The organism is Chromobacterium sp. ATCC 53434 (assembly GCF_002848345.1).
Lineage (GTDB): Bacteria > Pseudomonadota > Gammaproteobacteria > Burkholderiales > Chromobacteriaceae > Chromobacterium.
The window spans coordinates 742,600-768,274 of sequence record NZ_CP025429.1; the positions used below are offsets into that span (position 1 = coordinate 742,600).

24 protein-coding genes are annotated in these 25,675 nt (G+C 64.4%); 19 read left to right on the forward strand and 5 right to left on the reverse strand.

The window, feature by feature from the left end:
* The first annotated feature begins 47 nt into the window (after nucleotides 1-47).
* The 3 genes from mtgA to prmC all read left to right on the forward strand — a co-directional run bounded on the left by mtgA (nucleotide 48) and on the right by prmC (nucleotide 3,206).
* On the forward strand, nucleotides 48-731 hold the full coding sequence (gene mtgA / locus CXB49_RS03415) for a monofunctional biosynthetic peptidoglycan transglycosylase (RefSeq protein WP_101710585.1): 684 nt from the start codon (nucleotides 48-50) through the stop codon (nucleotides 729-731).
* Between the two features lie 219 nt (nucleotides 732-950).
* Nucleotides 951-2,378 carry a magnesium transporter gene (gene mgtE / locus CXB49_RS03420; RefSeq protein WP_101707095.1) on the forward strand — a complete coding sequence of 476 codons (1,428 nt, stop codon included), beginning with the start codon at nucleotides 951-953 and terminating at the stop codon, nucleotides 2,376-2,378.
* A 6-nt stretch (nucleotides 2,379-2,384) separates the two neighbouring features.
* A complete protein-coding gene (gene prmC, locus CXB49_RS03425) occupies nucleotides 2,385-3,206 on the forward strand; it encodes a peptide chain release factor N(5)-glutamine methyltransferase (RefSeq protein ID WP_101707096.1) in 822 nt (273 codons plus the stop codon).
* A 103-nt stretch (nucleotides 3,207-3,309) separates the two neighbouring features.
* Here prmC and CXB49_RS03430 read toward each other — a convergent pair whose 3' ends face one another.
* Nucleotides 3,310-3,789 (reverse strand): peptidylprolyl isomerase, encoded by a 480-nt coding sequence (locus tag CXB49_RS03430; RefSeq protein WP_101707097.1) that lies wholly within the window; start codon nucleotides 3,787-3,789, stop codon nucleotides 3,310-3,312.
* Between the two features lie 138 nt (nucleotides 3,790-3,927).
* On the opposite strand from CXB49_RS03430, the gene CXB49_RS03435 reads away from it, so the two are divergent.
* Nucleotides 3,928-5,061 carry a cupin domain-containing protein gene (locus tag CXB49_RS03435; RefSeq protein WP_101707098.1) on the forward strand — a complete coding sequence of 378 codons (1,134 nt, stop codon included), beginning with the start codon at nucleotides 3,928-3,930 and terminating at the stop codon, nucleotides 5,059-5,061.
* Between the two features lie 727 nt (nucleotides 5,062-5,788).
* Here the strand turns inward: CXB49_RS03435 and bamC are convergent.
* Together bamC and dapA are read right to left on the reverse strand one after the other, a co-directional pair.
* Complete coding sequence (gene bamC, locus CXB49_RS03445) at nucleotides 5,789-6,904, reverse strand: outer membrane protein assembly factor BamC (protein WP_101710586.1); 1,116 nt, start codon at nucleotides 6,902-6,904, stop codon at nucleotides 5,789-5,791.
* 26 nt (nucleotides 6,905-6,930) lie between these two features.
* Complete coding sequence (dapA, locus tag CXB49_RS03450; RefSeq protein ID WP_101707099.1) at nucleotides 6,931-7,806, reverse strand: 4-hydroxy-tetrahydrodipicolinate synthase; 876 nt, start codon at nucleotides 7,804-7,806, stop codon at nucleotides 6,931-6,933.
* Between the two features lie 311 nt (nucleotides 7,807-8,117).
* Between dapA and CXB49_RS03455 the strand changes: the two genes are divergently transcribed.
* The 3 genes from CXB49_RS03455 (at nucleotide 8,118) to arfB (ending at nucleotide 11,178) form a co-directional block, all read left to right on the forward strand.
* The gene (locus CXB49_RS03455) at nucleotides 8,118-9,749 is read left to right on the forward strand and encodes an ABC-F family ATPase (RefSeq protein WP_101707100.1); all 1,632 of its coding nucleotides are present in this window, start codon (nucleotides 8,118-8,120) and stop codon (nucleotides 9,747-9,749) included.
* A gap of 211 nt (nucleotides 9,750-9,960) precedes the next feature.
* Nucleotides 9,961-10,701, forward strand: a complete 741-nt coding sequence (gene fabG / locus CXB49_RS03460) for a 3-oxoacyl-ACP reductase FabG (RefSeq protein WP_101707101.1) — start codon at nucleotides 9,961-9,963, stop codon at nucleotides 10,699-10,701.
* A gap of 69 nt (nucleotides 10,702-10,770) precedes the next feature.
* Nucleotides 10,771-11,178, forward strand: coding sequence for an alternative ribosome rescue aminoacyl-tRNA hydrolase ArfB (gene arfB, locus CXB49_RS03465; RefSeq protein ID WP_101707102.1), 408 nt, complete (start codon nucleotides 10,771-10,773; stop codon nucleotides 11,176-11,178).
* 82 nt (nucleotides 11,179-11,260) lie between these two features.
* On the opposite strand, the gene cysB is transcribed toward arfB, so the two are convergent.
* Entirely contained in the window at nucleotides 11,261-12,205 is a 945-nt protein-coding gene (cysB, locus tag CXB49_RS03470) for an HTH-type transcriptional regulator CysB (RefSeq protein ID WP_101707103.1), read from the reverse strand.
* Nucleotides 12,206-12,317: 112 nt separating this feature from the next.
* Here cysB and CXB49_RS03475 point away from each other — a divergent pair, with 112 nt between their 5' ends.
* The 12 genes from CXB49_RS03475 (at nucleotide 12,318) to CXB49_RS03530 (ending at nucleotide 24,758) form a co-directional block, all read left to right on the forward strand.
* Complete coding sequence (locus tag CXB49_RS03475) at nucleotides 12,318-13,022, forward strand: phosphoadenylyl-sulfate reductase (RefSeq protein WP_101707104.1); 705 nt, start codon at nucleotides 12,318-12,320, stop codon at nucleotides 13,020-13,022.
* Between the two features lie 43 nt (nucleotides 13,023-13,065).
* On the forward strand, nucleotides 13,066-14,724 hold the full coding sequence (locus CXB49_RS03480) for a nitrite/sulfite reductase (protein ID WP_101707105.1): 1,659 nt from the start codon (nucleotides 13,066-13,068) through the stop codon (nucleotides 14,722-14,724).
* Complete coding sequence (locus tag CXB49_RS03485; protein WP_101707106.1) at nucleotides 14,708-15,217, forward strand: DUF934 domain-containing protein; 510 nt, start codon at nucleotides 14,708-14,710, stop codon at nucleotides 15,215-15,217. The genes CXB49_RS03480 and CXB49_RS03485 overlap by 17 nt, the downstream gene beginning before the upstream one ends.
* Before the next feature lie 239 nt (nucleotides 15,218-15,456).
* Nucleotides 15,457-16,140: an OmpA family protein gene (locus tag CXB49_RS03490; RefSeq protein WP_101707107.1), complete on the forward strand. Its 684-nt coding sequence runs from the start codon at nucleotides 15,457-15,459 to the stop codon at nucleotides 16,138-16,140.
* Between the two features lie 124 nt (nucleotides 16,141-16,264).
* Complete coding sequence (locus CXB49_RS03495; RefSeq protein ID WP_101707108.1) at nucleotides 16,265-17,200, forward strand: bifunctional riboflavin kinase/FAD synthetase; 936 nt, start codon at nucleotides 16,265-16,267, stop codon at nucleotides 17,198-17,200.
* Entirely contained in the window at nucleotides 17,197-19,974 is a 2,778-nt protein-coding gene (ileS, locus tag CXB49_RS03500; protein ID WP_101707109.1) for an isoleucine--tRNA ligase, read from the forward strand. Before CXB49_RS03495 ends, ileS begins: the two co-directional genes overlap by 4 nt.
* A gap of 55 nt (nucleotides 19,975-20,029) precedes the next feature.
* Nucleotides 20,030-20,530, forward strand: a complete 501-nt coding sequence (lspA, locus tag CXB49_RS03505; protein WP_101707110.1) for a signal peptidase II — start codon at nucleotides 20,030-20,032, stop codon at nucleotides 20,528-20,530.
* A gap of 91 nt (nucleotides 20,531-20,621) precedes the next feature.
* Entirely contained in the window at nucleotides 20,622-21,554 is a 933-nt protein-coding gene (gene ispH, locus CXB49_RS03510) for a 4-hydroxy-3-methylbut-2-enyl diphosphate reductase (protein WP_101707111.1), read from the forward strand.
* Nucleotides 21,555-21,723: 169 nt separating this feature from the next.
* Nucleotides 21,724-21,954, forward strand: a complete 231-nt coding sequence (locus CXB49_RS03515; RefSeq protein ID WP_158300601.1) for a hypothetical protein — start codon at nucleotides 21,724-21,726, stop codon at nucleotides 21,952-21,954.
* 144 nt (nucleotides 21,955-22,098) lie between these two features.
* Nucleotides 22,099-22,806 carry a phosphatidylcholine/phosphatidylserine synthase gene (locus tag CXB49_RS03520; RefSeq protein WP_158300602.1) on the forward strand — a complete coding sequence of 236 codons (708 nt, stop codon included), beginning with the start codon at nucleotides 22,099-22,101 and terminating at the stop codon, nucleotides 22,804-22,806.
* On the forward strand, nucleotides 22,796-23,764 hold the full coding sequence (locus CXB49_RS03525) for a fatty acid desaturase (protein ID WP_101707114.1): 969 nt from the start codon (nucleotides 22,796-22,798) through the stop codon (nucleotides 23,762-23,764). Before CXB49_RS03520 ends, CXB49_RS03525 begins: the two co-directional genes overlap by 11 nt.
* Nucleotides 23,751-24,758 (forward strand): Gfo/Idh/MocA family protein, encoded by a 1,008-nt coding sequence (locus CXB49_RS03530; protein ID WP_101707115.1) that lies wholly within the window; start codon nucleotides 23,751-23,753, stop codon nucleotides 24,756-24,758. The genes CXB49_RS03525 and CXB49_RS03530 overlap by 14 nt, the downstream gene beginning before the upstream one ends.
* On the opposite strand, the gene CXB49_RS03535 is transcribed toward CXB49_RS03530, so the two are convergent.
* On the reverse strand, nucleotides 24,755-25,573 hold the full coding sequence (locus tag CXB49_RS03535) for a hypothetical protein (RefSeq protein WP_158300603.1): 819 nt from the start codon (nucleotides 25,571-25,573) through the stop codon (nucleotides 24,755-24,757). The two genes, CXB49_RS03530 and CXB49_RS03535, sit on opposite strands and share 4 nt — an antisense overlap.
* Between the last annotated feature and the right edge of the window lie 102 nt (nucleotides 25,574-25,675).

Sequence of the window (25,675 nt, forward strand, 5' to 3'; positions counted from 1 at the left end):
CCCGGCTCGAATGCGTTTGAAGAGGACCTCGCTTCGCGAGTGGGATGATGCGTCTTTTCCTGAAAATCCTGGCGGCCCTGATGGCCGCCTTTATGCTGTATAACCTGTGGGTGTTCGGCCATATCCTGTATTGGCGCGATCATGATCCGGACGCCAGTTCCTTCATGAACGAGCAGCTGGCCCGGTTGAAGAAGGACGATCCAGAGGCCGAGCTGAGCCACCAGTGGGTGCCTTACGCCAGGATCTCGCCGAATCTGAAGCGGGCGCTGATCGCGTCCGAGGACGCGAAGTTCGTCGATCACGAGGGCTTCGACTGGGACGGCATCGAGGCGGCGTTCGAGAAGAATCTGAAAAAGGGCCGGATCGTCGCCGGCGGCTCCACCATCAGCCAGCAATTGGCGAAGAATCTGTTCCTGTCCAGCGGCAAGACGCCCTGGCGCAAGCTGGAGGAGGCGCTGATCACGGTGATGCTGGAAACCGCGATGGACAAGCGCCGCATCTACGAAATCTACCTGAACGTGATCGAGTGGGGCGACGGCGTGTTCGGCGCCGAGGCCGCCGCGCGCCACTACTTCCGCACCGGCGCCTCGCGGCTGTCGTCGTTCCAGGCGGCCAAGCTGGCCGCGATGGTGCCGAACCCGCGCTATTACGACGCCCACCGCAACGCGCCGGGCCTGGCCCGCAAGACCCGCATCATCCAGCGGCGCATGGGCTACGTCGAACTGCCCTGAACCGGTTTCCCGCAACATCCTGCCGGCGCCGAGGCGTCCGGCTGGAAGCCCGTTGCGGCGCCATGTTACAATCGCGACTTTCTTTATCGCGCCGCGGGCTCGCCGCGGCCAACGCAATGGACTTACCCAGTTACCCCGTAATCCAATTCCGTATCATTCTATAAAGTCCCGCCTCACACCGTCGGCCTCCGTGCGCCCCGTGGGCGGAAGGAGACGTGCATGACGGTTGCCTTCAAGCAACAATCCGCCGATCGTCTGCAGGAAAGCCTGGGTCTGGTGCAACGGCTGATCGAGCGCCAGCGCCAGCTCGAGCATCTGATGGCGAAGCAGGACGCCGCCGATGCCCAGGCGCAGCAACACAATCTGCAGGAACTGAGCCAGAAACTGGCCCAGCTGCATCCGGCCGACATCGCCCACGTGCTGGAGGCCTTGCCGCTGGAGGACAGGCTGCTGGCCTGGGACCTGACCGATCCGACGCGCGACGGCGCCGTGCTGCTGGAAGTGTCCGACGCGGTGCGCGAATCGCTGGTCGAGGTGATGGACCCGGATCAGCTGGTCGCGGCGCTGGCCGGCCTGGACGCCGACGAGTTGGCCGAGCTGGCGCCGGATCTGCCGCGCCAGGTGGTGTACGAGGCGATGGGGCGGCTGGGCGAGGAGGAGCGCGGCCAGCTGCAGGCGGTGCTGTCCTACGACGACGACCGCGTCGGCGCGCTGATGGACTTCGAGCTGGTGACGATACGCGCCGATGTCAGCTGCGAGGTGGTGCTGCGCTATCTGCGCCGCTTCGACGAACTGCCGGGCCAGACCGACAAGATCTTCGTCACCGACGACGCCGGCCTGCTGAAAGGCGTGCTGTCGGTGCGCAAACTGCTGGTGTCCGATCCCGACACGCTGGTGGAGGAGGCGATGGCCACCGAAGTGGTCAGCTTCCATCCGGACGAGGCGGCGGTGGACGCCGCGCTGGCCTTCGAGCGCTACGACCTGGTCACCGCGCCGGTGGTGGACGAGCGCGGCGCGCTGCTCGGGCGGCTGACGGTGGACGCGATGGTGGACGTGATACGCGAGGAGTCCGACAGCGAGATGCTGAACCTGGCCGGCCTGAAGGAAGAGGAAGACCTGTTCGCGCCGGTGATGGATTCGGTCCGCAACCGCTGGGCCTGGCTGGCGATCAATCTGGGCACCGCCTTCTTCGCCTCGCGGGTGATCGGCGCCTTCGAGCATTCGATCGCCCAACTGGTGGCGCTGGCGGCGCTGATGCCCATCGTCGCCGGCATCGGCGGCAATTCCGGCAACCAGACCATCACGATGATCGTGCGCGCGCTGGCGATGGGCCAGATGCGGCCCGGCCAGGCCGGCCGGCTGTGGCGCAAGGAGCTGGGCGTCAGCGTGATCAACGGCATGGTCTGGGGCAGCGTCATCGGTGCGGTGGCCTGGCTGCTGTACGGCAGCGCCTCGCTGGGCCTGGTGATGCTGGCGGCGATGACGCTGAACCTGATGCTGGCCGCCACGATGGGGGTGATGATCCCGACGCTGATGCAGAAGCTGGGCAAGGACCCGGCGCTGGGTTCCAGCGTGCTGATCACCGCCTGCACCGACTCCGGCGGCTTTTTGATTTTCCTGGGTCTGGCCACCCTGTTTTTATTGTAGAGAGCGATGCCGACGATAGAACAGGCGCTGCGGCGCCACGCCTTGCCCCGGCTGGAAAGCCGGATGCTGCTGATGCATGTCTGGCCCAGCCTGAGCCACGCGGCCATCATCGGCCATCCTGAACGCGAATTGCCGGCCGAGGCCGCCGCCGTCTTCGACGCGCTGGCGGCGCGTAGGCTGGCCGGCGAACCGATGGCCTATCTGCTGGGCGTGCGCGAATTCTACGGACGCGATTTCCGCGTCGATCCGGCGGTGCTGATCCCGCGGCCGGAAACCGAGCACCTGATCGAGCTGGCCTTGGGCAAGGTCGACCGGAACGCGTCCGCGCGGGTGGCGGACCTGGGCACCGGCAGCGGCATCGTCGCCGTCACGCTGGCGCTGGAGGCGGCGCCGTGGTCGGTTTGCGCCGTCGACGTTTCGGCCGAGGCGCTCGCCGTCGCGCGCGGCAACGCCGAGGCGCTCGCCGCCGGCGTCGATTTCCGGCTGGGCAGCTGGTTCGAGCCGTTGGACGCCGACGCGCGTTTCGAGCTGATCGTGTCCAACCCGCCGTATATAGAGCGCGACGACCGCCATCTGGCCGAGGGCGATCTGCGCTTCGAGCCGCGCGGCGCGCTGACCGACGAGGCCGACGGCCTGGCCTGCCTGCGCGAAATCGCCGCCGGCGCGCCGCGGCGGCTCGCCGCCGGCGGCTGGCTGATGGTCGAGCACGGCTACGACCAGGGCGAGGCGGTGCGCGGCCTGTTCGCCGCCGCCGGTCTGGCGCAAGTGGAAACCGTGCGCGACCTGGCCGGGCAGGATCGGGTCACCATCGGCCGGAAACCGGGCTGAGCGATGTGCGGGCCGGAGCGGTTTCCGCCGGTTGAGGACAAATGAAAAGCGGCCCGATGGGCCGCTTTGTCAGACCGGGCGGCCTTGGCCGCCGCTAGCCGGATCAGTGGTGATGGCCGTGTTCGCCGTGGGCGTGGCCATGGTTGATCTCGTCGGCGCTGGCGGCGCGGACTTCGACCACCTTGGCGGCGAAGCGGATGCTCATGCCGGCCAGCGGGTGGTTGGCGTCGACGATGGCCTTGCCGTCGGCGATGTCGGTGACGCGGAACAGCAGCAGTTCGCCGGTTTCCGGATCGTCGGCTTCGAAGACCATGCCGACTTCAACGTCGGCCGGGAACACTTCCAGGTCTTCCATGCGAATCAGCTCTTCTTCCGGATCGCCGAAAGCGTCGTCAGCGGTCAGCTTGACGTCGACGGCATCGCCGGCGCTCTTGCCTTCCAGCGCCTCTTCCACCAGCGGGAAGATGCCATCGTAGCCGCCGTGCAGGTAGCTGATCGGCTCTTCGGTCTTGTCGAGCAGGTTGTTGTCGGCGTCGAACATTTCGTAGTGGAGCGTGACGATGGTGTTTTTGGCGATTTGCATGAGTTCGATATCCGTGATGGATGGTGAAAAAACTTGACAGGGACGGTCCCGAGGGTGTTCCTTCCACCGCAAGATAGGGCGCGTAGGCGTCTGGCCGTATTGTAAACCATAGATGGGCGCCAAGGCCCGTAAAAGCTGATGAATACCACTACCTTGCTGGGCGGCATGTCGCCCGAACAATTTCTGGCCGAATACTGGCACAAGAAGCCGTTGTTGATCCGGGGCGCGCTGACCGATGTCGGTCCGCACGTGGACTTTTCCATGCTGTCCGAGCTGGCGCAGCGCGACGACGCCGAGTCGCGGCTGATCGAATACAAGAAGGAACGCTGGCACCTGGAGCGCGGTCCGTTCCGCGCGTCCCGCTTCCGCCGGCTGGCCGACACCGACTGGACGCTGCTGGTGCAGGGCGTCAACCATCTTCTGCCGCATATCGACGACATTCTGTGGCGCTTCGACTTCATCCCTTATGCCAGGCTCGACGATCTGATGATCAGCTATGCTCCTCCTGGCGGCACGGTCGGCCCGCATTTCGACGCTTACGACGTGTTCCTGCTGCAGGTCGGCGGCCAGAAGCGCTGGCAGATCTCGTCGCAGAGCGACGCCGACTTCATCGAGGACGCGCCGATCCGCGTGCTGAAGGATTTCCGCATGGAGCAGGAGTTCGTGCTGGAGCACGGCGACATGCTGTATCTGCCGCCGCGCTGCGCCCACTACGGCGTGGCGCTGGAGCCGGGCATGACCTACTCGATAGGTTTCAGGGCGCCGCCGGCGCAGGAGCTGGCGACCCAGTTCCTGGTCTATCTGCAGGACCGCGTCTGCGTCGACGGCGTCTACGCCGATCCCGAGCTGAAGCGGCCGGCCGATCCGGCTCGGATCGGCGACGAAATGGTGGCGCAGGTGTCGCGGCTGCTGTCGCAGATCCGCTGGGACGAGGGCACCGTGCGCGATTTCCTCGGCCACTATCTGACCGAGCCGAAGGCGCACGTGTTCTACGACGCGCCCGAAGAGGAGCTGGACGAGGACGAATTCGCCGAGGCGGTGGCCGACGGCGGACTGGTGCTGGACCGCAAGAGCCAGATTCTGTTCTGCGGCGACGGCGTCTATTGCAATGGCGAGAAGCTGGACGCGGCGCCGGGGGACCAGGCCGCCTGGCGCGATTTCGGCAACCGGCGGCGCCTGTTCGCCGGCGATTATTCGGCGGCTATGCTGTCCTCCTTGTACGACGGCTACCTATCAGGTTATTGGCATTTGCCAGCCGATGTAGCACAATAACAACAGTTTTGGCGTTTGTATCGGATCGGCGACGCGCGGGACAGCCAAATTTGGGATTCGAACACCCGTTTTTGTGTCTATCCCGTTGCTTGCCGGGCTTTGGTCGGCGATGTGGTTTTTTTAGATTTTTGCCCTCTATACAGCCATTTTTTTCGTGATACAATTTGCTCACTGATGGATTTTCAGTCGCCCGGCTTATTGTCGAGACCGTGCGATAACTGACGTCTTGTTCAACTTATCCTCAAAGGTAAAGAAAAAATGAAACAGTCGCTCCTCGTTGCTGCCCTGCTGGCCGTAGCCCTGTCCGCTTGCGGCAAAAAAGAAGCCCCGGCCGAAGCTTCGGCTCCGGCAGTTGAAGCTTCCGCTCCGGCCGCTTCGGCTCCGGCTGCTGAAGCTTCCGCTCCGGCCGCTTCCGCTCCGGCTGCTGACGCGTCCGCTCCGGCTGCTTCCGCTGCCAAGTAATTCGCGGCGAGCAACACAAGAAAACCGGCTTCGGCCGGTTTTTTTGCGCCCATTGATTGGCGGCTATTAGCAACAGTTGTAAATTTGGTGGAAAAACCACAGAAATTATCGCGGAATACAAAACGTTACATATTATGCCCGGCAATCGCTCAGACGGCGCTCCACTGCGGGGTTTGACGCTGACCGTCGATCAAACAGATGTGCCGTGCATAAAAAAACAGCCCGCTTTCGCGGGCTGTCGTGTTTTTGGCCATCGGCTGTTGCATTACTGCAGTTCGGTCTGCAGCTTGCCCAGCGCGGTCTTGACGAAGTCGTCGGCCAGCGGCTTGCCCTGCTTGTCCTGGATCTGCAGCGCGGTGGTGCCGTTGCCTTGCTCCTGCAGCTTGATCCGGTATTCCGGCTCGGTCGGTTTGACCGCCTTGCCGTCGTCGCTCTTCCAGAACGCCAGGCCGGACCAGAAGCCGCCGCCGGAGTCCTTGCTGTCGGTCTCACCCTTGGCCGGCTTGACGTAGTACAGGCCCTGCGAGCGGTCGCGGTCGGTGACCACCAGGCCGACGCGGTCCAGCGCCAGGCCGACGCGGCGCCAGGCGCGGTCGAAGCCGTCGGACAGCTGCAGCTGGCCGTCGACGATCGGATCCTGCGGCTTGGCCGGAGCGGCCAGCGTCTGCTTGACCTGTTCCTTGGCCTTCTCCTCGGTCAGGCCGAGACGGACCATGAAGCGGCCCAGCAATTCGGCTTCGAGGTTGGGGTCGGTCGGACGCGGCTGCCACACGGTATTGGTCTTGCTGCTGTCGGCGTAGACTTCTTCCATGCCGCGCTGCGAGAAGTAGACCTCGGTGCCCTGCGGCGTGTTCTCCAGGCGGATGCGGAACTTGTCGCGCTCGCCGGTGGAGTAGACGCTGCCGAGGCCGACGGTTTCCAGCAGCTTGCGCAGGCCGTCGTTCGGCAGCTTGGCGCGGTTTTCCGCCCAGTCGGTTTCCATGATGCCGAGGCTGGGATCCTCGGATTTGATCACAAAGCCGTTTTCCTGCCAGAACGCCTTCAGCACCGGCCACAGCTCGGCGGCCTTCTTGTTGCCCACCAGCAGCCAGCGCTGCGTGCCGGCGCGTTCCATGCGGACATTGTCCAGCTGGTTGATCGCCACCGGCGACGTGGCCGAGGCGACGACTGGATCGGCGCTGGCGGTGGTGACGCCGCCGGGCAGATTGTACTTGTTCTGGATTTGCGGCGCGGTCAGGTCCGGCGGCACCTCCAGGCTGTTGGCGGTCGGCTTCGGAGCGTCGGACTTGTAATCCAGCGGCTTGCTAAGCGGTTCGGTGCTGCTGCAAGCGGCCATGAGGCCGGTTGCCACCAGGATAGCGACGGACGCGCTGCGTTTCATGCGGACTCCCATCATGCAAGGGATGATCAAAGGACTTCGGCTTGTTTCATCGCCGCGACGACGACAGCCTCGGAGGCGGTGTCGAGCGGCGTGAGCGGCAGGCGGATGCCGGCGGGGATGCGTTGCATCCTGGCCAGCGCCCACTTGGCCGGAATCGGGTTGGGTTCGACGAACAACTGCTTGTGCAGGCCTTGCAGCTTGTCGTTGATCGCGCGGGCCCGGCGGGCGTCGCCGGCGGTGGAGGCCACGCACAGCTCGCTCATCTGCTTCGGCGCGATGTTGGCGGTGACCGAGATCACGCCGTGGCCGCCGCACAGCATGAAGGCCATGCCGGTGGCGTCGTCGCCGGAGTACAGCGCGAAATCTGCCGGCGCGCGCAGCGCCAGATCGCAGGCGCGGCCGATGTCGCCGGTGGCGTCTTTCAGGCCGACGATATTCGGATGGACCGCCAGGCGCAGCGCGGTGTCGTTGCTCATGTCGGCGACGGTGCGGCCGGGAACGTTATACAGGATCACCGGCAGCGGGCTTTCGTCGGCGATGGCCTTGAAGTGCTGGTAGATGCCTTCCTGGGTCGGCTTGTTGTAATAGGGAACCACCGACAGCACCATGTCGGCGCCGGCCTCGGCGGACAGCCGGCCCAGTTCGATGGCCTCGCTGGTGGCGTTGCCGCCGGCGCCGGCGATCACCTTGACCCGGCCCTTGGCGTACTCGGCCACCGCCTTGACCACCTGGATGTGCTCGTCGACCGACAGCGTGGCCGATTCGCCGGTGGTGCCGACGGCGACGATGCCGGAAGTGCCGTTCTCGATGTGGAACTCAACCAATCGTTGCAACGCCGCAAAGTCCACCGCTCCATCGTTCGACATCGGTGTTACAAGCGCTACCAAGCTGCCGGTAAGCATAGTTCTGCCTATTGGGATAAGGATTTACAAGGTTTACGATTGTAGCGGAATTCGTCTGGCTGGCAAAAGTTCGTGAACCGGAACCGCGCCGAACTTAGGGGAACGGCCCCCGTTGTGATAGAATCCTTCGTTTTTCCGATACTTAGAATCTGTTCGAGATCTTTCCCGGCGGCGGCCGTTTGATGCCCGTCGCGGGTGGCACTCGCCGCCCGGAGCGTTCGACGAAGCGACGCGCCGGCGAAGCGCGGCCCCGCGATGCCCGCCACGAGATCGCAAACAGGTTCACGGCCCTGGCTGAAGGATCCTCAAGCGTGATTACCACAAGCAACATTACCATGCAGTTTGGCGTCAAACCTTTGTTCGAAAAGGTTACCGTCAAATTCGGCGAAGGCAACCGTTACGGCCTGATCGGCGCCAACGGTTCCGGCAAGTCCACCTTCATGAAAATCCTCGGCGGCGATCTGGAGCAGACCGCCGGCGAAGTCGCCATCGAAAACGGCCTGCGCCTGGGTAAGCTGCGCCAGGATCAGTTCGGCTATGAAGACCAGCGCGTGATCGACGTGGTGATGATGGGCCACACCGAGATGTGGTCGGCGATGAGCGAACGCGACGCCATCTACGCGAATCTGGAAGCCACCGAAGACGATTACATGCGCGCCGCCGACCTGGAGGCCAAGTTCGCCGAGTACGACGGCTACACCGCCGAGGCGCGCGCCGGCGAATTGCTGATGGGCGTCGGCATCCCGGTCGAGCAGCACTTCGGTCCGATGAGCGAAGTGGCCCCGGGCTGGAAGCTGCGGGTGCTGCTGGCGCAGGCGCTGTTCTCCAATCCGGACATCCTGCTGCTGGACGAACCGACCAACAACCTGGACATCAACACCATCCGTTGGCTGGAGCATGTGCTGAACGAGCGCAACGCGACGATGATCATCATCTCGCACGACCGCCACTTCCTGAACTCGGTCTGCACCCACATGGCCGATCTGGACTACAACACCATCCGCATCTACCCGGGCAATTACGACGACTACATGATCGCGTCGGCCCAGGCCCGCGAGCGCCAGCTGTCGTCGAACAGCAAGGCCAAGGAGCGTATCCAGGAGCTGCATGAGTTCGTGGCCCGCTTCTCCGCCAACAAGTCCAAGGCCCGCCAGGCGACTTCCCGCCTGAAGCAGGTGGACAAGTTGAAGTCCGAGATGGTGGAGGTGAAGCCGTCCAGCCGCCAGAATCCGTTCATCCGCTTCGAGATGGACGACAAGTACAAGCTGCACCGCCAGGCGGTCGAGGTGGAAAACCTCAACAAAGCCTACGACAGCAAGGTGCTGTTCAAAGATATGAATCTGATCCTGGAAGCCGGTGCTCGTCTGGCGGTGATCGGCCCCAACGGCGCAGGCAAGACCTCGCTGATCAAGCTGTTGGCCGGCGCCTTCGAAGCCAAGTTCGCCGAAGGCCTGACTGCAGACTACGGCAATGTAAAGTGGGCGGAAAAAGCGCAGATCGGCTACTTTGCGCAGGACCATGAAGCCGACTTCGACAGCGACTGGACCTTGAGCGAGTGGATGCGCCAGTGGGGCCAGGAGGGCGACGACGAACAGGCGATCCGCGCCACGCTGGGCCGTCTGCTGTTCGGCGGCGACGAGGTCGGCAAGCCGGTGCGCGTGCTGTCCGGCGGCGAGAAGGGCCGCATGTTGTACGGCAAGCTGATTCTGCAGAAGCCGAACGTGATGATCATGGACGAGCCGACCAACCACATGGACATGGAGTCCATCGAGTCGTTGAACATGGCGCTGGAAAAGTACAAGGGCACGCTGATCTTCGTGTCCCACGACCGCCAGTTCGTCAGCTCTCTGGCCACCCACGTGCTGGAGCTGGACGGCAAGGGCGGTTACGACTACTACACCGGCAATTATGAGGATTACCTGGCCAGCAAGGGCTTGGAATAATCCAGTTACGGCCTGTCACAGGCCGTAGCTTTACCGGCGGGAGGGGGTGCGCTATATTGCAGCGCACAAACTCCCGCTTTTCATATGCGCCGCCAGCGGCGCGACAACAATAATCAGAAACCGGCCGGGAGGGTCGATGCTGGAGGCATCTCGTGCTCATCCGTCCAGGAGGCCTGATGAGATCTGCAAAGCGGTAAGAGAAGGAAATATCATGCGTCTAAAAGGGAAAGTGTCCATCATCACCGGTTCGGCCAGCGGCATCGGCAAGGCCACGGCGGAGAAGTTCGTCAAGGAGGGCGCCATCGTCGCGGTATGCGACCTGGACCAGGAGGCGGTCAAGACCGTCGTCGACGAACTGAAGGCTCTGGGCGGCGAGGCCTACGGCTACAAGGTGGATGTCACCAACAAGGGCCAGATCGCCGAAATGGTGGCCGACCTGAAAAACCGTTGCGGCCGCATCGACGTGCTGGTCAACAACGCCGGCATCGTCCAGGACGCGCAGCTGATCAAGATGAGCGAAGACCAGTTCGACAAGGTGATCGACATCAATCTGAAGGGCGTCTACAACTGTGCCCGCGCTGTGGTGGACACCATGGTGGAGCAGGGCGGCGGCGTGATCCTCAACGCCTCGTCGGTGGTCGGCGTCTACGGCAATTTCGGCCAGACCAACTACGCGGCCGCCAAGTTCGGCGTGATCGGCTTCGTCAAGACCTGGGCCAAGGAGCTGGGCAAGAAGGGCATACGCGCCAACGCCGTGTGCCCTGGCTTCGTCGCGACGCCGATACTGAAGGCGATGCCGGAAAAAGTGCTGCAGGCGATGGAGGACAAGGTGCCGATGCGCCGCATGGCCGATCCGGCCGAAATCGCCAACGTCTACGCCTTCCTGGCGTCGGACGAGGCCAGCTACATCAACGGCGCGGCCATCGAGGTGACCGGCGGCCTGACCTTGTAAGATCGCCGCGGGAGTCGCCGCCTGGCGGCGGGTCCCGCGCTATCCGGCAAGTCGCGGAAGCATGTATATATGAGTGTCAAAACCTTTGTCGTGGCCGAGGACGAGGTCGAGCTGAGTGCCATCCGCGCGCAGGGCGCCGGCGGGCAGAACGTCAACAAGGTATCGTCGGCTATCCACCTGCGCTTCGACGTGCGCGCCTCCTCGCTGCCGGATTGGCTGAAGGAGAGGCTGTTGCGGCTCGGAGACCAGCGCGTCAGCAAGGACGGCACGGTGGTGATCAAGGCCCAGCAGTACCGCACGCAGGAACTGAACCGGGCCGACGCGCTGGCGAGGCTGCAGGCCTTGATCGACGAGGTCGGCCATACGGCCAAGGCGCGGCGGGCGACCAAGCCGACTTTCGGCTCCAAGCAACGCCGCCTGGCCAGCAAGGCCAAGCACAGCGGCACCAAGGCCATGCGCGGCAAAGTGGATTTCTGACGACGCGGCCGGCGGCGCCGACAAGAAAACGCCCCGCGCGCTTGCCGGGGCGTTTTGCATCGATGGGGGCCGGGATGGTCGGTTATTCGTCCAGCGAGCCGTCGTGCGCCAGCAATGCCGAGTCGACCTCGCGCCGGTGCAGATGCGGCGCGAACAGCTCGATGAAGGTGTAGGCGAAGCCGCGCAGATAGGCGTCCTTGCGTATGCCTATCTTGGTGGTGGACGGGTCGAACAGATGGCCGGCGTCTATCGCCACCAGATTGTGGTCGCGCTCCGGCTCGAAAGCCATGCTGGCGATGATGCCTATGCCCAGGCCCAGCGAGACGTAGGTCTTGATCACATCGGTGTCTATCGCGGTCAGCACCACATTCGGCGTCAGGCCCTGGTCGGAGAAGGACTTGTTGATCTTGGAGCGGCCGGCGAAGGCGAAGTCGTAGGTGACGATGGGATACGCCGCGATGTCGGCCAGCGTGATCTCCCTGTCCAGCGCCGCCAGCGGATGGCCGCGCGGCACCACCAGCGAGCGGTTCCACTCGTAACAGGGCAGCATCGCCAGTTCCTTGTACAGCGAGATGCCCTCGGTGGCGATCGCGAGATCGGCCTCGCCGGACACCACCATGTCGCAGATCTGCGTCGGGCTGCCCTGCTTCAGCGACAGCCGCACCTTGGGATAGCGGCGCACGAATTCGGCGATCGCCTGCGGCAGCGCGTAGCGCGCCTGGGTGTGGGTGGTGGCGATGGTCAGCGCGCCTTCGGATTCGCGAGAGAACTCGTCGCCGACGCGCTTCAGGTTCTGCGCCTCGCGCAGGATGCGTTCGGAGATGCGCAGCACCTCCTTGCCCGGTGCGGACACCGACACCACCCGCTTGCCGTTGCGGATGAACACCTGGATGCCGAGTTCGTCCTCCAGCAGGCGGATCTGCTTGGAAATGCCCGGCTGCGAGGTGTGAAGCTTTTCGGCGGCTTCGGAAACGTTGAGCCCCTGTTTGGCCACTTCCACCAAATAACGCAATTGTTGTAGCTTCATGTTGACGGCCTGTTCTCTATAAAACCTGTAGTAATTAAATACTAACACAATATTCTTTTAGGTTTATAAGCGCTTTGGTTAGCATAAGCTCGAACCATCCCCGGAGCGCTCGATGAGCCTGGAGTCCAAACTCGCCGCCACCACGGCCCTGCTGAAAACCGTCGCCGCCGAGTACCCCGACGCGGTGCTGGCCAACAGCTACGGCGCCGAAGACATGGTGCTGACCGACCTGATCGCCGGCCTCGGCCTGCCGCTGGAAAGCTTCAGTCTCGACACCGGCCGGCTGCCGGCTGAAACCTATCAGTTGATGCAGCAGGTCGCCGAGCGCTACCCGGACCATCCGGTCAGGGTCTATTTTCCCGAGACCGCCGCCGTCGAACAATATGTCAATTTCCACGGCATCAACGGTTTCTACCACAGCGTCGAACTGCGCAAATCCTGTTGCGAGATCCGCAAGCTGGAGCCGCTGAGGCGCGCGCTGGCCGGCCGCTCGGCCTGGATCGTCGGCCTGCGCCGCCAGCAGTCGCCGACGCGGCAGGACCTGGTCGACAAGGAATACGACGCCGACAACGGCCTGCTGAAGTTCAGCCCGCTGCTGGACTGGACCGAGGCCGAGGTCTGGCAGTATCTGCGCGAGCGCCAGGTGCCGTACAACGCGCTGCACGACAAGCACTATCCGTCGATAGGCTGCGCGCCCTGTACCCGCGCCATCAGCGTCGGCGAGGATGTCCGCGCCGGCCGCTGGTGGTGGGAAAACCCGGAAACCAAGGAGTGCGGGCTGCACGTCAAGTCCAGTCCGCTGACACGCCCCGTCTGACCCGCCGGCCGCAGCCGTCGGCATTCCCGCTGGAATCCAAAACATGTATCGATACGATGAAGTAGATCATCGCCTGGTGCGAGAACGCGTGGTGCAGTTCCGCGACCAGACCCGCCGCTTCCTGGCCGGCGAACTCTCGGAGGACGAATTCCGCCCGCTGCGGCTGATGAACGGCCTCTATATCCAGCGTCACGCGCCGATGCTGCGGGTGGCGATACCGTACGGCCATCTGCGCAGCACGCAATTGCGCAAGCTGGCCGACATCGCCCGCCGCTACGACAAGGGCTACGGCCACTTCACCACGCGGCAGAACATCCAGTTCAACTGGCCCGAGCTGTCCCGCGTGCCGGACATCCTGGAAGAGCTGTCGACGGTGGAGATGCACGCGATCCAGACCTCCGGCAACTGCGTGCGCAACACCACCACCGACGCCTTCGCCGGCGTCGCCGCCGACCAGTTGTTCGATCCGCGGCCGTACTGCGAAATCATCCGGCAGTGGAGCACGATGCATCCGGAGTTCACCTTCCTGCCGCGCAAGTTCAAGATCGCGGTGTCCGGCAGCGTCGAAGACCGGGCCGCCACCATGGTCCACGACATCGGCCTGCACGTCAGCCGCAACGAGGCCGGCGAGGCGGGTTTCCGCGTCATCGTCGGCGGCGGCCTGGGACGCACGCCGATGGTCGGCGAGGTGATACGCGAATTCCTGCCGCGCCAGCATCTGCTGACCTATCTGGACGCGGTGCTGCGGGTCTACAACCGCTTCGGCCGCCGCGACAACAAATACAAGGCGCGGATCAAGATCCTGGTCAAGGCGATGACGCCGGAAGGCTTCGCCGCCAAGGTGGAGGACGAGTGGCGGCATCTGAAGGACGGTCCGGCCACGCTGCGCGACGAGGACGTCGCCCACTACGCCAGCTTCTTCGTCGACCCGGCGTATCTGCCGCTGGCCGACGAGCCGGCCGAGCTGACCGGCCCGCTGGCCGAGGACAAGGCCTTCGCCCGCTGGTTCGAGCGCAATACCCGCGCCCATCGCCAGCCGGGCTATCGTTCGGTGATCCTGTCGCTGAAGGAGACCGGCGCGCCGCCGGGAGACATCAGTGACGAGCAGATGGAGGCCGCCGCCGACTGGGCCGACCGCTTCGGCTTCGGCGAATTGCGCGTCGCCCACGAGCAGAACCTGGTGCTGCCGGACGTGGCGCAGAAAGACCTGTACGCCTTGTGGCAGACGGCGCGCAAGAGCCGGATGGCCACGCCCAACATCGGTTTGCTGACCGACATCATCAGCTGCCCCGGCGGCGATTTCTGTTCGCTGGCCAACGCGCGCTCCATCCCGGTGGCCAACGCGATCCAGCAGACCTTCGACGATCTCGACTATCTGTACGACCTCGGCGACATCGCCTGCAACTTCTCCGGCTGCATGAACGCCTGCGGCCATCACCATATCGGCAATATCGGCATACTCGGCGTCGACAAGAACGGCGAGGAGTGGTACCAGATCACGCTGGGCGGCAGCCAGGGCTCCGATACCGCTATAGGCAAGGTGATAGGCCCGTCCTTCGCCCAGGCCGACGTGCCGGTCGCCTTCGGCAAGATCATGCAGGTCTACCTGGAGCGGCGGCTGGACGGCGAGCGCTTCATCGAAACCTTGCGCCGCGTCGGCGTGGAACCGTTCAAGGAGAGGGTCTATGCCCCGCTACATTAAGGATGGCAAGGCGCAGACGGACGGCTGGCGGCTGCTGCGTCCCGGCGACGACGGCGCGCTGCCGTCGGTTCCCAGCGACGAAGACGTGATCGTGCCGCTGGCGGCCTGGTTGCAGGACGCGGTCCGCTGGCAGAACCGTCCGGGCCGCTCGGGGGTGCTGTTGTCGCCCGACGACGATCCGGCGCTGCTGGAACCGCACTTGGCCGGACTGGCGCTGATCGCCATCGACTTTCCCGCCTTCACCGACGGTCGGGGCTACAGTCTCGCCAGACTGCTGCGCGAGCGCTATGATTATGCCGGTGAACTGCGGGCGGTCGGCGATGTGTGGCCGGATTTGATCCGGTCGCTGTGGCTGGTCGGTTTCGACGCCTTCCTGATCAAGGACGGCAAAGAGGGGGAGGGCGGCGATGATTACAATACCTTTAGCGATAGCTATCAGGTGAATTTTCGTCAGCCGCAGCCACTGTTTCGCCGGCGCGTCACAAGACCGTAATGTGTCGCAAAGGGGAGACAGGTCGCGCCAATAATTAGCGAAATGTGATGTATTTGTGCAACGCTATGATGACTTCGCGCCCGGCGTCGTGTTGACATGGTGTTGCAGCATTCCTATAGTGCGGGTTAACTGCATCAACACAGCATGTAGCCATCTCTGATGTTTGCAGTCAACTTGTTCGCGTGGTCTTTGCGTCAGCCCGCATTGCTACCCATTTTATAGATTAAAGAGGGAATAACATGACTAAACAGCTGAAACTGAGCGCACTGGTTGCCGCCCTGTTGGTTTCCGCTAGCGCTTTTGCTGCCAAACCGGGTTACGCCGTAGACCAGTCCACCGACGCAGTGACTCGCAACAACTACGGCGAATGCTGGCACACCACCTACTTCGACAAGGCCAAGGACGGTCTGGTTGAATGTGGCGATCGCGAAGCCGCCAAGCCGGTAGCCGTTGAAGCGCCGAAGCCGGTTATGGTTGCAGTGAAAGAAAAAGTCACCCTGTCCGCCAAGGTGCTGTTCGACTTCAACAAGTCCGTTCTGCGCGCTGACGCCAAGAACGAACTGGACCCGCTGGTTGCCAAGCTGAAGGGCCACGCTGGCCAAGGCCACCTGAACGGCGTTGAAATCGACGGTTACACCGACTTCATGGGCTCCGACAAGCTGAACAACGCGCTGTCGCAAAAGCGCGCTGACGCTGTCAAGGGCTACTTCGTGAACGCTGGCGTGCCGGCCGAGAAGGTTACCTCCATCGGCAAGGGCAAGACCGACGCCAAGATGACCGAAGAGTGCAAGGCCAAGTTCCCGAAATACGCCAAGAACAAGAAGCAGAATGCTGAAATCAAGGCTTGCATCGAATCCGACCGCCGCGTTGAAGTCGTGATCGACGCCGTGAAGGAATCCGTTGTCGAGAAGCCGGCCAACTAATCGTTGAGCCCGAGCTGAAAAGCCCCGCCTAGCGCGGGGCTTTTTGTTTGTCCGGATACGGCTGGACGGTGCCGACTGCTGACGGATACAATCGAAGGTTTCAGGACGTGTGCAAAGACCGCAAATGCAGGTATTTCTGGGGGACCCGCGTCGTTTTGGCCTGCCTGGCTGCGCGCTGACCATCGGCAATTTCGATGGCGTGCACCAGGGGCACCGCCGCATGCTGGAGAGGTTGCGCCAACAGGCGCAGGCGCGAGGTTTGCCGACCGCGCTGCTGACGTTCGAGCCGCATCCGCGGGAGTTCTTCAACCGGGCCCAGCCGCCGGCGCGCTTGTCGACGTTGCGCGACAAGTTCGCCCTGCTGCGGGAGTTGGGGCTGGTCGACTACGTGTTCGTCTATCGCTTCAACCGCAGTTTCTCCAATATGCCGGCCGGCGAATTTGTCGACAAGGTGCTGGTCGAAGAATTGCAGACCCGTTATCTGCTGATCGGCGACGATTTCCAATTCGGCGCGAAGCGCCAGGGGAATTTCGCCTTGCTGGCGGCCTGTCCTGATTTCGTCACCGAGGCGATGCCGTCGGTGCTGGTGCAGGGCGAGCGCGCCTCCAGCACGCTGGTGCGGGAGAAACTGGCGGCCGGCGAGCTGGATGCGGCGAACGCGCTGCTGGGCGGCGCCTACCGCATTTCCGGCAAAGTGATGCATGGGCGCAAGCTTGGCCGTACCATAGGCTTTCCGACCGCCAACATCCACCTGCCGCATCTGCGGCCGGCATTGCAGGGCGTGTTCGTGGTCGAGGTCGACGCGCCGGGCGGACGACTGGGCGGCGTGGCCAGCCTGGGCCTGAATCCGACGGTCAGCGACACGCCGGACTACAAGCTGGAAGTGCATCTGTTCGATTTTGCCGGCGATCTGTACGGCCAGCGGCTGACGGTGCGCTTTCTGAAGAAACTGCGCGACGAAGAGCGCTATGATGATTTGGCAACACTGGTGGCTCAGATAGAGCGCGACGCCGCCAGTGCCAAGACTTATTTGACAAGTTTGCAGCGAGAGCAGGCATGAGCATCGATTATCGTAAAACCGTAAACCTGCTGGATACGCCCTTCGCCATGCGCGGGGATCTGGCCAAACGCGAACCGGCCTGGGTCAAGCGCTGGCAGGAGGAAAGGCGCTATGACAAGCTGCGCAAACTGTCGGCTGGACGGCCGAAGTTCATCCTGCACGACGGCCCGCCGTACGCCAACAACGATATCCACCTGGGCCACGCCGTCAACAAGGTGTTGAAGGACATCATCGTCCGCTCGAAGACGCTGGCCGGCTTCGACGCGCCGTATGTGCCGGGTTGGGACTGCCACGGCCTGCCGATCGAGCTGATGGTCGAGAAGCTGCACGGCAAGGACATTCCGGCCGCCAAGTTCCGCGAGCTGTGCCGCGAGTACGCCAAGGAGCAGGTGGCGCGCCAGAAGAAGGGCTTCATCCGCCTGGGCGTGCTGGGCGACTGGGACAATCCCTATCTGACGATGGATTTCAAGACCGAGGCCGACATCGTCCGCACGCTCGGCAAGATCCATGAAAACGGCTATCTGAGCAAGGGCGAGAAGCCGGTGCACTGGTGCATCGAGTGCGGTTCGTCGCTGGCCGAGGCCGAAGTCGAGTACGAAGACAAGGTGTCGCCGGCGATCGACGTCGGCTTCAAGTTGGTGGACGCCGAGCAGGCCTCGGCCGCCTTCGGCGCCGACGCCGCCGGCGCGATGGCGGTGATCTGGACCACCACGCCGTGGACGCTGCCGGCCAACCAGGCCGTCGCCGCCGGCGCCAATCTGGACTACCAGCTGGTCGACACGCCCAAGGGCAAGCTGATCCTGGCCAAGGATCTGGTCGAATCGGCGATGAAGCGCTACGGCGTCGACGAATACCGCGTGCTGGGCGAGGCCAAGGGCGAGGCGCTGGAACGGATCCTGCTGAGCCATCCGTTCTACGACCGCCAGGTGCCGGTGATTCTCGGCGACCACGTCACCGTGGACGCCGGCACCGGCCTGGTGCACACCGCGCCGGCCCACGGTCTGGAGGACTTCCAGGCCGGCCTGCAATACCAACTGCCGATAGCCAATCCGGTGGCCGACGACGGCCGCTACAAGTCGACGACCGAAATCTTCGCCGGCATGCTGGTGTGGGACGCCAACCCGCGCGTGATCGAGACGCTGGAAGCGCGCGGCACGCTGGTGCACAAGGCCAAGCTGGAGCACAGCTATCCGCATTGCTGGCGTCACAAGACGCCGATCATCTTCCGCGCCACGCCGCAATGGTTCATCAGCATGGACCGCAAGGCCAGCGGCGGCGAGACGCTGCGCGAGATCAGCCAGCGCGCGGTGGACGCCACCGAGTTCTTCCCGGCCTGGGGCCGCGCCCGTCTGGACGCGATGATCAAGAACAGCCCGGACTGGTGCGTGTCGCGCCAGCGAAACTGGGGCGTGCCGATGACCTTTTTCATCCACAAGGAGTCGGGCGAGTTGCATCCGCGCTCGGCCCAGCTGCTGGAGGAAGTGGCGCTGCGCATCGAGCAGCAGGGCATCGAGGCCTGGTTCAGCCTGGACGCCAAGGAGTTGCTGGGCGACGAGGCCGAGCAATACCGCAAGCTGTCCGACACGCTGGACGTGTGGTTCGACTCCGGCGCCACCCACTTCGCGGTGCTGAAGCAGCGCCCGGAGCTGGCCTGGCCGGCCGACCTGTACCTGGAAGGCTCGGACCAGCACCGCGGCTGGTTCCAGTCGTCGCTGAAGACCGGTTGCGCCACCATCGGCCGCGCGCCGTACAAGCAGTTGTTGACCCACGGCTTCACCGTGGACGACAAGGGCTACAAGATGTCCAAGTCCAAGGGCAACGGCATCGCGCCTGAGGAGATTTGCGGCACGCTGGGCGCCGACATCCTGCGCCTGTGGGTGGCCAGCGCCGACTACTCCGGCGACATGTCGCTGTCGCAGGAAATCCTGAAGCGCACGACGGAAAGTTACCGCCGCCTGCGCAACACCATCCGCTTCCTCTTGTCCAACCTGTCGGATTTCAGCCCGCTGGAGCACACCGTGCCGCTGGCCGACATGGTGGAAATGGACCAGTACGCGCTGCTGCGCGCCCGCGAGGTGCAGGAGAAGGTGGTCGGCGAGCTGTATTCCCGCTACGCCTTCCACCACGTGGTGCAGGAAGTGGTCGGCTACTGCTCGGAAGACCTGGGCGCGTTCTACCTGGACGTGATCAAGGACCGGCTGTACACGACGAAGGCCGACAGCCATGCCCGCCGCAGCGCCCAGACCGCGCTGTACCACATCACCCGCAGCCTGCTGCTGATGGTGGCGCCGATACTGTGCTTCACCGCCGACGAGGCGTGGAACGTGCTGGTGGACAGCGAAGAGGAATCGACGCTGTACCATATCTGGCACGAGTTCCCGGCCCAGGCGGTCGAGCGCGAGGCGGCCTTGGCGGCCAAGTGGCAGGCGGTGCGCGAGCTGCGCGCCGTCGCCAACAAGGAGATCGAGGCGCTGCGCAGCGCCGAGCAACTGGGTTCGTCGCTGCAGGCTGAACTGGAGATCGACGCGCCGGCCGAGCTGGCCCGCCAGCTGCTGAGCCTGGAGGATGAGCTGAAGTTCGTGCTGATCGTGTCCAAGGTGACGGTTCGCGAGGCGGCCGAGCTGGCCATTCGCGTGACGTCGTCGTCGCATGGCAAGTGCGATCGTTGCTGGCACTATCGCGCCGATGTCGGCAGCCACGCCGGCCATGGTGCCGTGTGCGGCCGTTGCGTCGACAATCTGGATGGCCGGGGCGAGCAGCGTCGCCACGCCTGATCGTTTGATCCGGGGCCGCGAAGGGCGGCCCCGTCAGTTGATTGGAAATCGATAGATGGATTCTGCAATGACACTGCCCGGCGCGCGCCGCTGGTCCAAATGGTTCGTGCTGGCCCTGCTGGTGGTGGTGCTGGACCAGGCCAGCAAGCTGTACTTCAACGGCCAGTTCCAGTACGCCGAAGTGCGGCCGGTGATAGACGGCTTCTTCAGCTTCACGCTGATCTACAATCCGGGCGCGGCCTTCAGTTTTCTGCACGACGCCGGCGGCTGGCAGAAATATCTGTTCACCGCGCTGGCCTTCGCCGTGTCGGGCTGGCTGGGCTGGAACATCGTCAAGGGCCGCTTCTCGGCGCTGATGAATCTGGCCGCGGCCTTCATCATCGGCGGGGCGCTCGGCAATGTGATCGACCGTCTGGCCTATGGTCATGTGATCGATTTCATCATGGTGCACTATTACAACCAGTGGTATTACCCGGCGTTCAACCTGGCCGACTCCTTCATCTGCGTCGGCGCGGCGCTGATGGTGGCGGACAGCCTGAAGAAGCCGTCGCGCTGAGCGGCGGGCGCTTGCGATTCATGCGATGGCCCGCGGCGCGGGCCATTCGCGCAGCTGCCGGGCAAGGTCCGGCTTGATTGAGGAAATACGGATGACGAAGACCATCATGCTCGCCAACCCGCGCGGCTTCTGCGCCGGGGTCGACCGGGCCATCGCCATCGTCGAGCGGGCCATCGAGCTGTACGGCGCGCCCATCTACGTGCGCCACGAAGTGGTGCACAACCGTTTCGTCGTCGACGACCTGCGCGGCAAGGGCGCGGTGTTCATCGAGGAATTGAAGGACGTGCCGGCCGGCAGCACGCTGATCTATTCGGCCCACGGGGTGCCGCTGTCGGTGCGCGCCGAGGCCGAGGCGCTGGGCCTGACGGTGTTCGACGCCACCTGTCCGCTGGTGACCAAGGTGCATGTCGAGGTGAAGCGGATGCACAAGGCCGATATGGAAATCATCATGATAGGCCATGCCGGGCACCCGGAAGTGGAAGGCACGATGGGCCAGGTCGGCTCCGGCATGTATCTGGTCCAGACTGTCGACGACGTCGCCACGTTGCAAGTCAAACGCGAGGACGCGCTGTCCTACGTCAGCCAGACCACGCTGTCGGTCGACGAGACCCGCGACATCATCGCCGCGCTGAAGGCGCGTTTCCCGGCGATCCACAGTCCGAAGAAGGACGATATCTGCTACGCGACGCAAAACCGGCAGGACGCGGTCAAGCTGTTGGCCGAGCAGTGCGACATCGTCATCGTGGTCGGCTCGCCGAACAGTTCCAATTCCAACCGGCTGCGAGAAGTGGCGGCGCTGAAGGGCGTCGACGCCTATATGGTGGACAATGCCAGCCTGCTGGAGCCGGAATGGTTCGTCGGCAAGCGCATCGTCGGCGTCACCGCCGGCGCCAGCGCGCCGGAGATTCTGGTGCAGGCGGTGATAGACCGCATCAAGAGCTTCGACGTCAGCCAGGTGACCGAACTGCCCGGCGTCGAGGAGAGCACCGTGTTCGCGCTGCCGCCGGCGTTGCGGCCGGCCTGAGTTTAGGTTCCTGCATCGTGAAGCCCGCTGCGCGCAGCGGGCTTTTTTTGTTCCGGCGACGACGGATTTGCCGACAGGCGTCGGTCGGGTTAGGATATTCGCATAATAATGAGGCGGGATGACCGCCGGCGCCGCGCTTGCCTGCCAACCCTGACCTGGATGAACAATGATGAAAGCACTCCGATTTCTGATGCCCGCGCTGCTGGTGACGATGCTGGCCGGCTGCGCCGCCACGCCTGGCAACGCCGACAATGTCTCCGCGCTGGACGATACCGAATACTCGATAGGCAGCAATATTCCGCACCACAGCGTGGACCGCGCGACGGTGATGAGCGATTCGGCGCAGCAGGAGCTGCAGACTCAGATCCTGCGCGGCAATCCGGCCAGGCTGAACAAGTAGCGATTGAGCCGGGGGCGGGCGGCTAGCGCCGGGTCCGCCCTGTCCGAAAGGCCTGGCCGCGTCGATATTTCATGCAATTAAAATGAAATGCGGCCGATGCGCGTGCTCCGCCGCCGCCGGTCCATCCCCATCGCCAGGAGGAATATGCCGCAGCCGACACGGACTTCCATCGCGATTGCCTGGTCCATCCATGCGCTGACCGCTTGCGGCATGATACTCGGCATGTTGGCCCTGCAGGCGATGCTGGCGAGAGATTGGCGGCTGGCGATCTGCTATCTGCTGGCGGCGCTGGCCCTGGACGGCATCGACGGCCCGCTGGCCAGGCGCTTCGAGGTGGGCAAGGTCCTGCCGCGCTACAGCGGCGGCATTCTCGATCTGCTGGTCGATTATTTCACTTTCGTGCTGCTGCCGGCGCTGTTCGTCTGGTGGTCCGACGTGGTGCCGGAGGCGTGGCGCTGGCCGGCGGCGCTGGCGATGATGCTCAGCGCGCTGTACCACTACGGCAATCTCGAGATCAAGACCGGCGATTGCTACTTCACCGGCTTCCCGGCCTTCTGGAACATCGTCGTCTTCTACCTCTATCTATTGCGGCCGCCGCCGGAGTGGGCGCTGGCGCTGATAGCCGTCTTGTGCCTGCTGACCTTCGCGCCGGTCAAATGCGTGCATCCGTTCCGGGTGGCCCGTCTGCGCGGGCTGAACATCGCGGCCGCGGTGTTCTCGATGGCGGCGGCGGCGGGCGCGCTGTTTTCGCCGTTCGCCCGCGAGCTGGCCTGGCTCAGCCTGGCGCCGGTGGTCTATTTCGCCGCGCTCAGCCTCCACCGCACGATGCGGCCCGCCGCCTATGCCGGCTGACAGCCATGGCCTGATTCCGGTGGCGACGCCGGACGTCCACCGGAGGCGCCGGCAGCAGATACTGGCCGCCCATCCCGAGGTGCGGCGGCTGTTCGGACCGAATCGGTGGACCTTCGTCCTGATGGCGGTGCTGGTCGCCGCGCAATTCGCGCTGGCCTGGCAGGTCAGGACTTGGCATGCCTGGCAGGTGTTCGCCATCGCCTACTGCGGCGGCGCCTATCTGTCGGCGGCCTTGTTCGCGCTGATCCACGACGCCAGCCACGGCCTGGTCTTCTCCGGCGCGGCGCGGAACCGCCTGGCGGCGATCTTCGCCAATCTGCCGCTGGTGTTCTGGAGCGCGATGCCGTTTTTCCGCTATCACGGCGCCCATCACGCCCGCTTCGGCGATTACCGCTGGGACGTCGGCGTGCCTACGCGGGCGGAGGCGGAGTGGGTCGGCAATGTCGGCTGGCGCAAGGCGTTGTGGCTGGCGGCGTTTCCGTTGTTTCAGGGGCTGAGGGTGGGTAAGTATCCGGCCGCTACCGGCTACTGGGACCGCTGGATGGTCTTGAACGCGGCGCTGCAGGCGCTGGCCTCGGTCTGGGTCGGTTTGGCGTTCGGCGGGATGGCGCTGCTCTACCTGCTGCTGTCGATGATGTTCACGATGGGCCTGCATCCGCTGGGCAGCCGGGTGGTGCAGGAGCATTTCGTCGTCAGGAGCGGGCAGGAAAGCAATGACTTCATCGGCTGGGCCAATGCGCTGGAATGCTATTTCGGCCTGCACGCCGAGCATCACGACTTCATGCGGATTCCGTGGAACCGCCTGCCCCGCTTGCGGCGGCTGGCCGCGGAATTCTACGAGGGGGAGGCGGCCTTCGGCTCGCGGGCGGGCCTGATGCTGGACTTCATTTTCAATCCGCGCTGGTCGTTGCGCGACAATATCGTTCGAATCGAGGCGAGGTCCGATGAGACAGGATGAGGAATTGCTGAGGCTGGCCGTCGTCGGCGCCGGCATGATGGCGCGCCGGCGCCTGGCCGCCTTCGCCGAGACCGGGCGTTCGCGCGTGCTGGCCGTGATGGCCGGCAGCGAATGCGGCGCGCGGGTCCTGGCCGACGAATGGGGCGCGGTCGCCGCCGCCTCGCTGACGCAACTGGCCGCCTTGAAGCCGGACGCGCTATTGGTGGAGGTGCCGCATCGGGTCCAGGACGAAATCGCGGCCTGGGCGCTGCGGCAGCGGATTCCGCTGCTGCTCGGCGGGCCGCTGGCCAGCTCGGTCGAGGCGGGAATGGAGCTGGCTGCGCTGGCGGCCAGCGGCGGCTGCGTGCTGGAGGCCGGCTACGAGGCGCGCTACAAGCCGGTGTGGGAGGAGGCCGGCCGCCTGATCGCTTCGGGCCGGATAGGCAGGCCGATCGCTTTTCGCGCGGTGGCCTTGTGGCCCGGCGATCCGGACAGCTGGTATTACCGGCAGGCGGACAGCGGCGGGATGCCGCTGACCCATATGAGCTACGCCTTCCTGAATCCGCTGCGGGGCCTGTTCGGCGCGCCGTTGCGGGTCTCGGCATTCGCCAATGCGATCAAGCACGCAGGCGACGGTTTGGTGGAGCAGGAGACCTGCGTCGCCAATCTGGAATATCCGGACCGGGTGCTGGGCAGTCTGATGGCCGGTTATGTGCGGCCATGCGAGTCCCGGCAGTGGAGCGTGACGGTGCTCGGCAGCGAGGGCATGCTGGAAATCGATCCGACCGAAATGGACGCGGGCTCGCTGTGTCTGTCGCGGGGGGCGGAGCGGCAGTGCCTGGCCTTCGACGGCGAGCCGGACGCCTTCGTGCGGCAGGCGCATGCCTTCATCGACGCGGCGCGGGGCGAGCCCGGCCGTTGCCGCAATCCGCCGGACGACGCCCTGCTGGACCTGCGCTGCGCGCAGGCCATCGTCGAATCGGCGACCAGCGGGCGAACCGTCAGTCTGGCCTAGCGCTGGGCCGACGTCAGTTGCACCGGCCCGTCGAACCATGGACGGGCGTGTTCCGGCCAGTATTCGCATGGCGCGTACAGCTGGCGGGAGGGATCGAAAGTCCAGCCGTTCGCTGTTCGCGGCGCGGCGCCGGCGCTGAGCAGCCGCTCGGCCTCCTGCGGCGCGCCGGCATAGTTCTGCTCGAATAGCTTCTTGCTTTCCATCAGGTCCTGGACCCGCGGCCAGTGGTGCTGTGTCGGGTGCTGGATGATGGTGTGCGGCGTTTTCCAGTATCCGCGGGCGAGCTCGGCGGTGCTGTCGCGGTGGACATATTCCAGCCGCGGGGTCCTCACCTCGACGCCGAGCGCGGTCAGCGCGGCGCCCAGCGCGAGCTCGTCGCACAGGTCGCCGGGCCAGTGGACATGGTCGGCATCGTCAAGCTCGCCCATCTTCCAGGAGTCGATGACGCGTATCCAGGCGTCTATCCATGGCAGACAGCTTTCGTCGGCCATCACCGTGCCGGAGTTGTAGTAGATCCAGAATTTCTGCGCCGGCCAGCGTATCGATACCAGCGGCGCGCGCCAGCTGTCCGGTATCGGCGCGACGATGCGGCATTCGACGTCGAGGAAGAGCACGGTGCCGAAGTCCTCTATCCCCTTCTTGATGATGTAGGGATGATTGCACCAGGCGCTCATCAGGCTGGGATAGTCCTTCTCGATTTCATACAGATGGCAGCGATAGCCCCAGCGTTCGCAGTCGGAACGCAGCCCGGCGAACATGTCGACATAGCGTCCGGATGCCCAGCTGATGCAAGTGAATCTATGCTCCGTGCTCATGGCTGCTCCTGCTGATTCGGCTTCAGTGGATAGGCGAGTCGGTGCCGGCGGGAAGGGACGGCGGCGTCCAATGCGGCGATGCGCAGGCGCGCAATGCCAAAC

Excerpts from the sequence above, each read along its gene's own strand:
- lspA (WP_101707110.1), top strand. The coding sequence starts at position 20,030 with ATGGATTCTGCAATGACACTGCCCGGCGCGCGCCGCTGGTCCAAATGG.
- prmC (WP_101707096.1), top strand. The coding sequence starts at position 2,385 with ATGCCGACGATAGAACAGGCGCTGCGGCGCCACGCCTTGCCCCGGCTG.
- CXB49_RS03525 (WP_101707114.1), top strand. The coding sequence starts at position 22,796 with ATGCCGGCTGACAGCCATGGCCTGATTCCGGTGGCGACGCCGGACGTC.
- CXB49_RS03495 (WP_101707108.1), top strand. The coding sequence starts at position 16,265 with ATGCAGGTATTTCTGGGGGACCCGCGTCGTTTTGGCCTGCCTGGCTGC.
- cysB (WP_101707103.1), bottom strand. The coding sequence starts at position 12,205 with ATGAAGCTACAACAATTGCGTTATTTGGTGGAAGTGGCCAAACAGGGG.
- CXB49_RS03475 (WP_101707104.1), top strand. The coding sequence starts at position 12,318 with ATGAGCCTGGAGTCCAAACTCGCCGCCACCACGGCCCTGCTGAAAACC.
- CXB49_RS03520 (WP_158300602.1), top strand. The coding sequence starts at position 22,099 with ATGCCGCAGCCGACACGGACTTCCATCGCGATTGCCTGGTCCATCCAT.
- CXB49_RS03485 (WP_101707106.1), top strand. The coding sequence starts at position 14,708 with ATGCCCCGCTACATTAAGGATGGCAAGGCGCAGACGGACGGCTGGCGG.
- CXB49_RS03435 (WP_101707098.1), top strand. The coding sequence starts at position 3,928 with ATGAATACCACTACCTTGCTGGGCGGCATGTCGCCCGAACAATTTCTG.
- ileS (WP_101707109.1), top strand. The coding sequence starts at position 17,197 with ATGAGCATCGATTATCGTAAAACCGTAAACCTGCTGGATACGCCCTTC.
- arfB (WP_101707102.1), top strand. The coding sequence starts at position 10,771 with ATGAGTGTCAAAACCTTTGTCGTGGCCGAGGACGAGGTCGAGCTGAGT.
- bamC (WP_101710586.1), bottom strand. The coding sequence starts at position 6,904 with ATGAAACGCAGCGCGTCCGTCGCTATCCTGGTGGCAACCGGCCTCATG.
- mgtE (WP_101707095.1), top strand. The coding sequence starts at position 951 with ATGACGGTTGCCTTCAAGCAACAATCCGCCGATCGTCTGCAGGAAAGC.
- CXB49_RS03530 (WP_101707115.1), top strand. The coding sequence starts at position 23,751 with ATGAGACAGGATGAGGAATTGCTGAGGCTGGCCGTCGTCGGCGCCGGC.
- mtgA (WP_101710585.1), top strand. The coding sequence starts at position 48 with ATGCGTCTTTTCCTGAAAATCCTGGCGGCCCTGATGGCCGCCTTTATG.
- CXB49_RS03480 (WP_101707105.1), top strand. The coding sequence starts at position 13,066 with ATGTATCGATACGATGAAGTAGATCATCGCCTGGTGCGAGAACGCGTG.
- CXB49_RS03535 (WP_158300603.1), bottom strand. The coding sequence starts at position 25,573 with ATGAGCACGGAGCATAGATTCACTTGCATCAGCTGGGCATCCGGACGC.
- ispH (WP_101707111.1), top strand. The coding sequence starts at position 20,622 with ATGACGAAGACCATCATGCTCGCCAACCCGCGCGGCTTCTGCGCCGGG.
- fabG (WP_101707101.1), top strand. The coding sequence starts at position 9,961 with ATGCGTCTAAAAGGGAAAGTGTCCATCATCACCGGTTCGGCCAGCGGC.
- CXB49_RS03490 (WP_101707107.1), top strand. The coding sequence starts at position 15,457 with ATGACTAAACAGCTGAAACTGAGCGCACTGGTTGCCGCCCTGTTGGTT.
- CXB49_RS03515 (WP_158300601.1), top strand. The coding sequence starts at position 21,724 with ATGAAAGCACTCCGATTTCTGATGCCCGCGCTGCTGGTGACGATGCTG.
- dapA (WP_101707099.1), bottom strand. The coding sequence starts at position 7,806 with ATGCTTACCGGCAGCTTGGTAGCGCTTGTAACACCGATGTCGAACGAT.
- CXB49_RS03430 (WP_101707097.1), bottom strand. The coding sequence starts at position 3,789 with ATGCAAATCGCCAAAAACACCATCGTCACGCTCCACTACGAAATGTTC.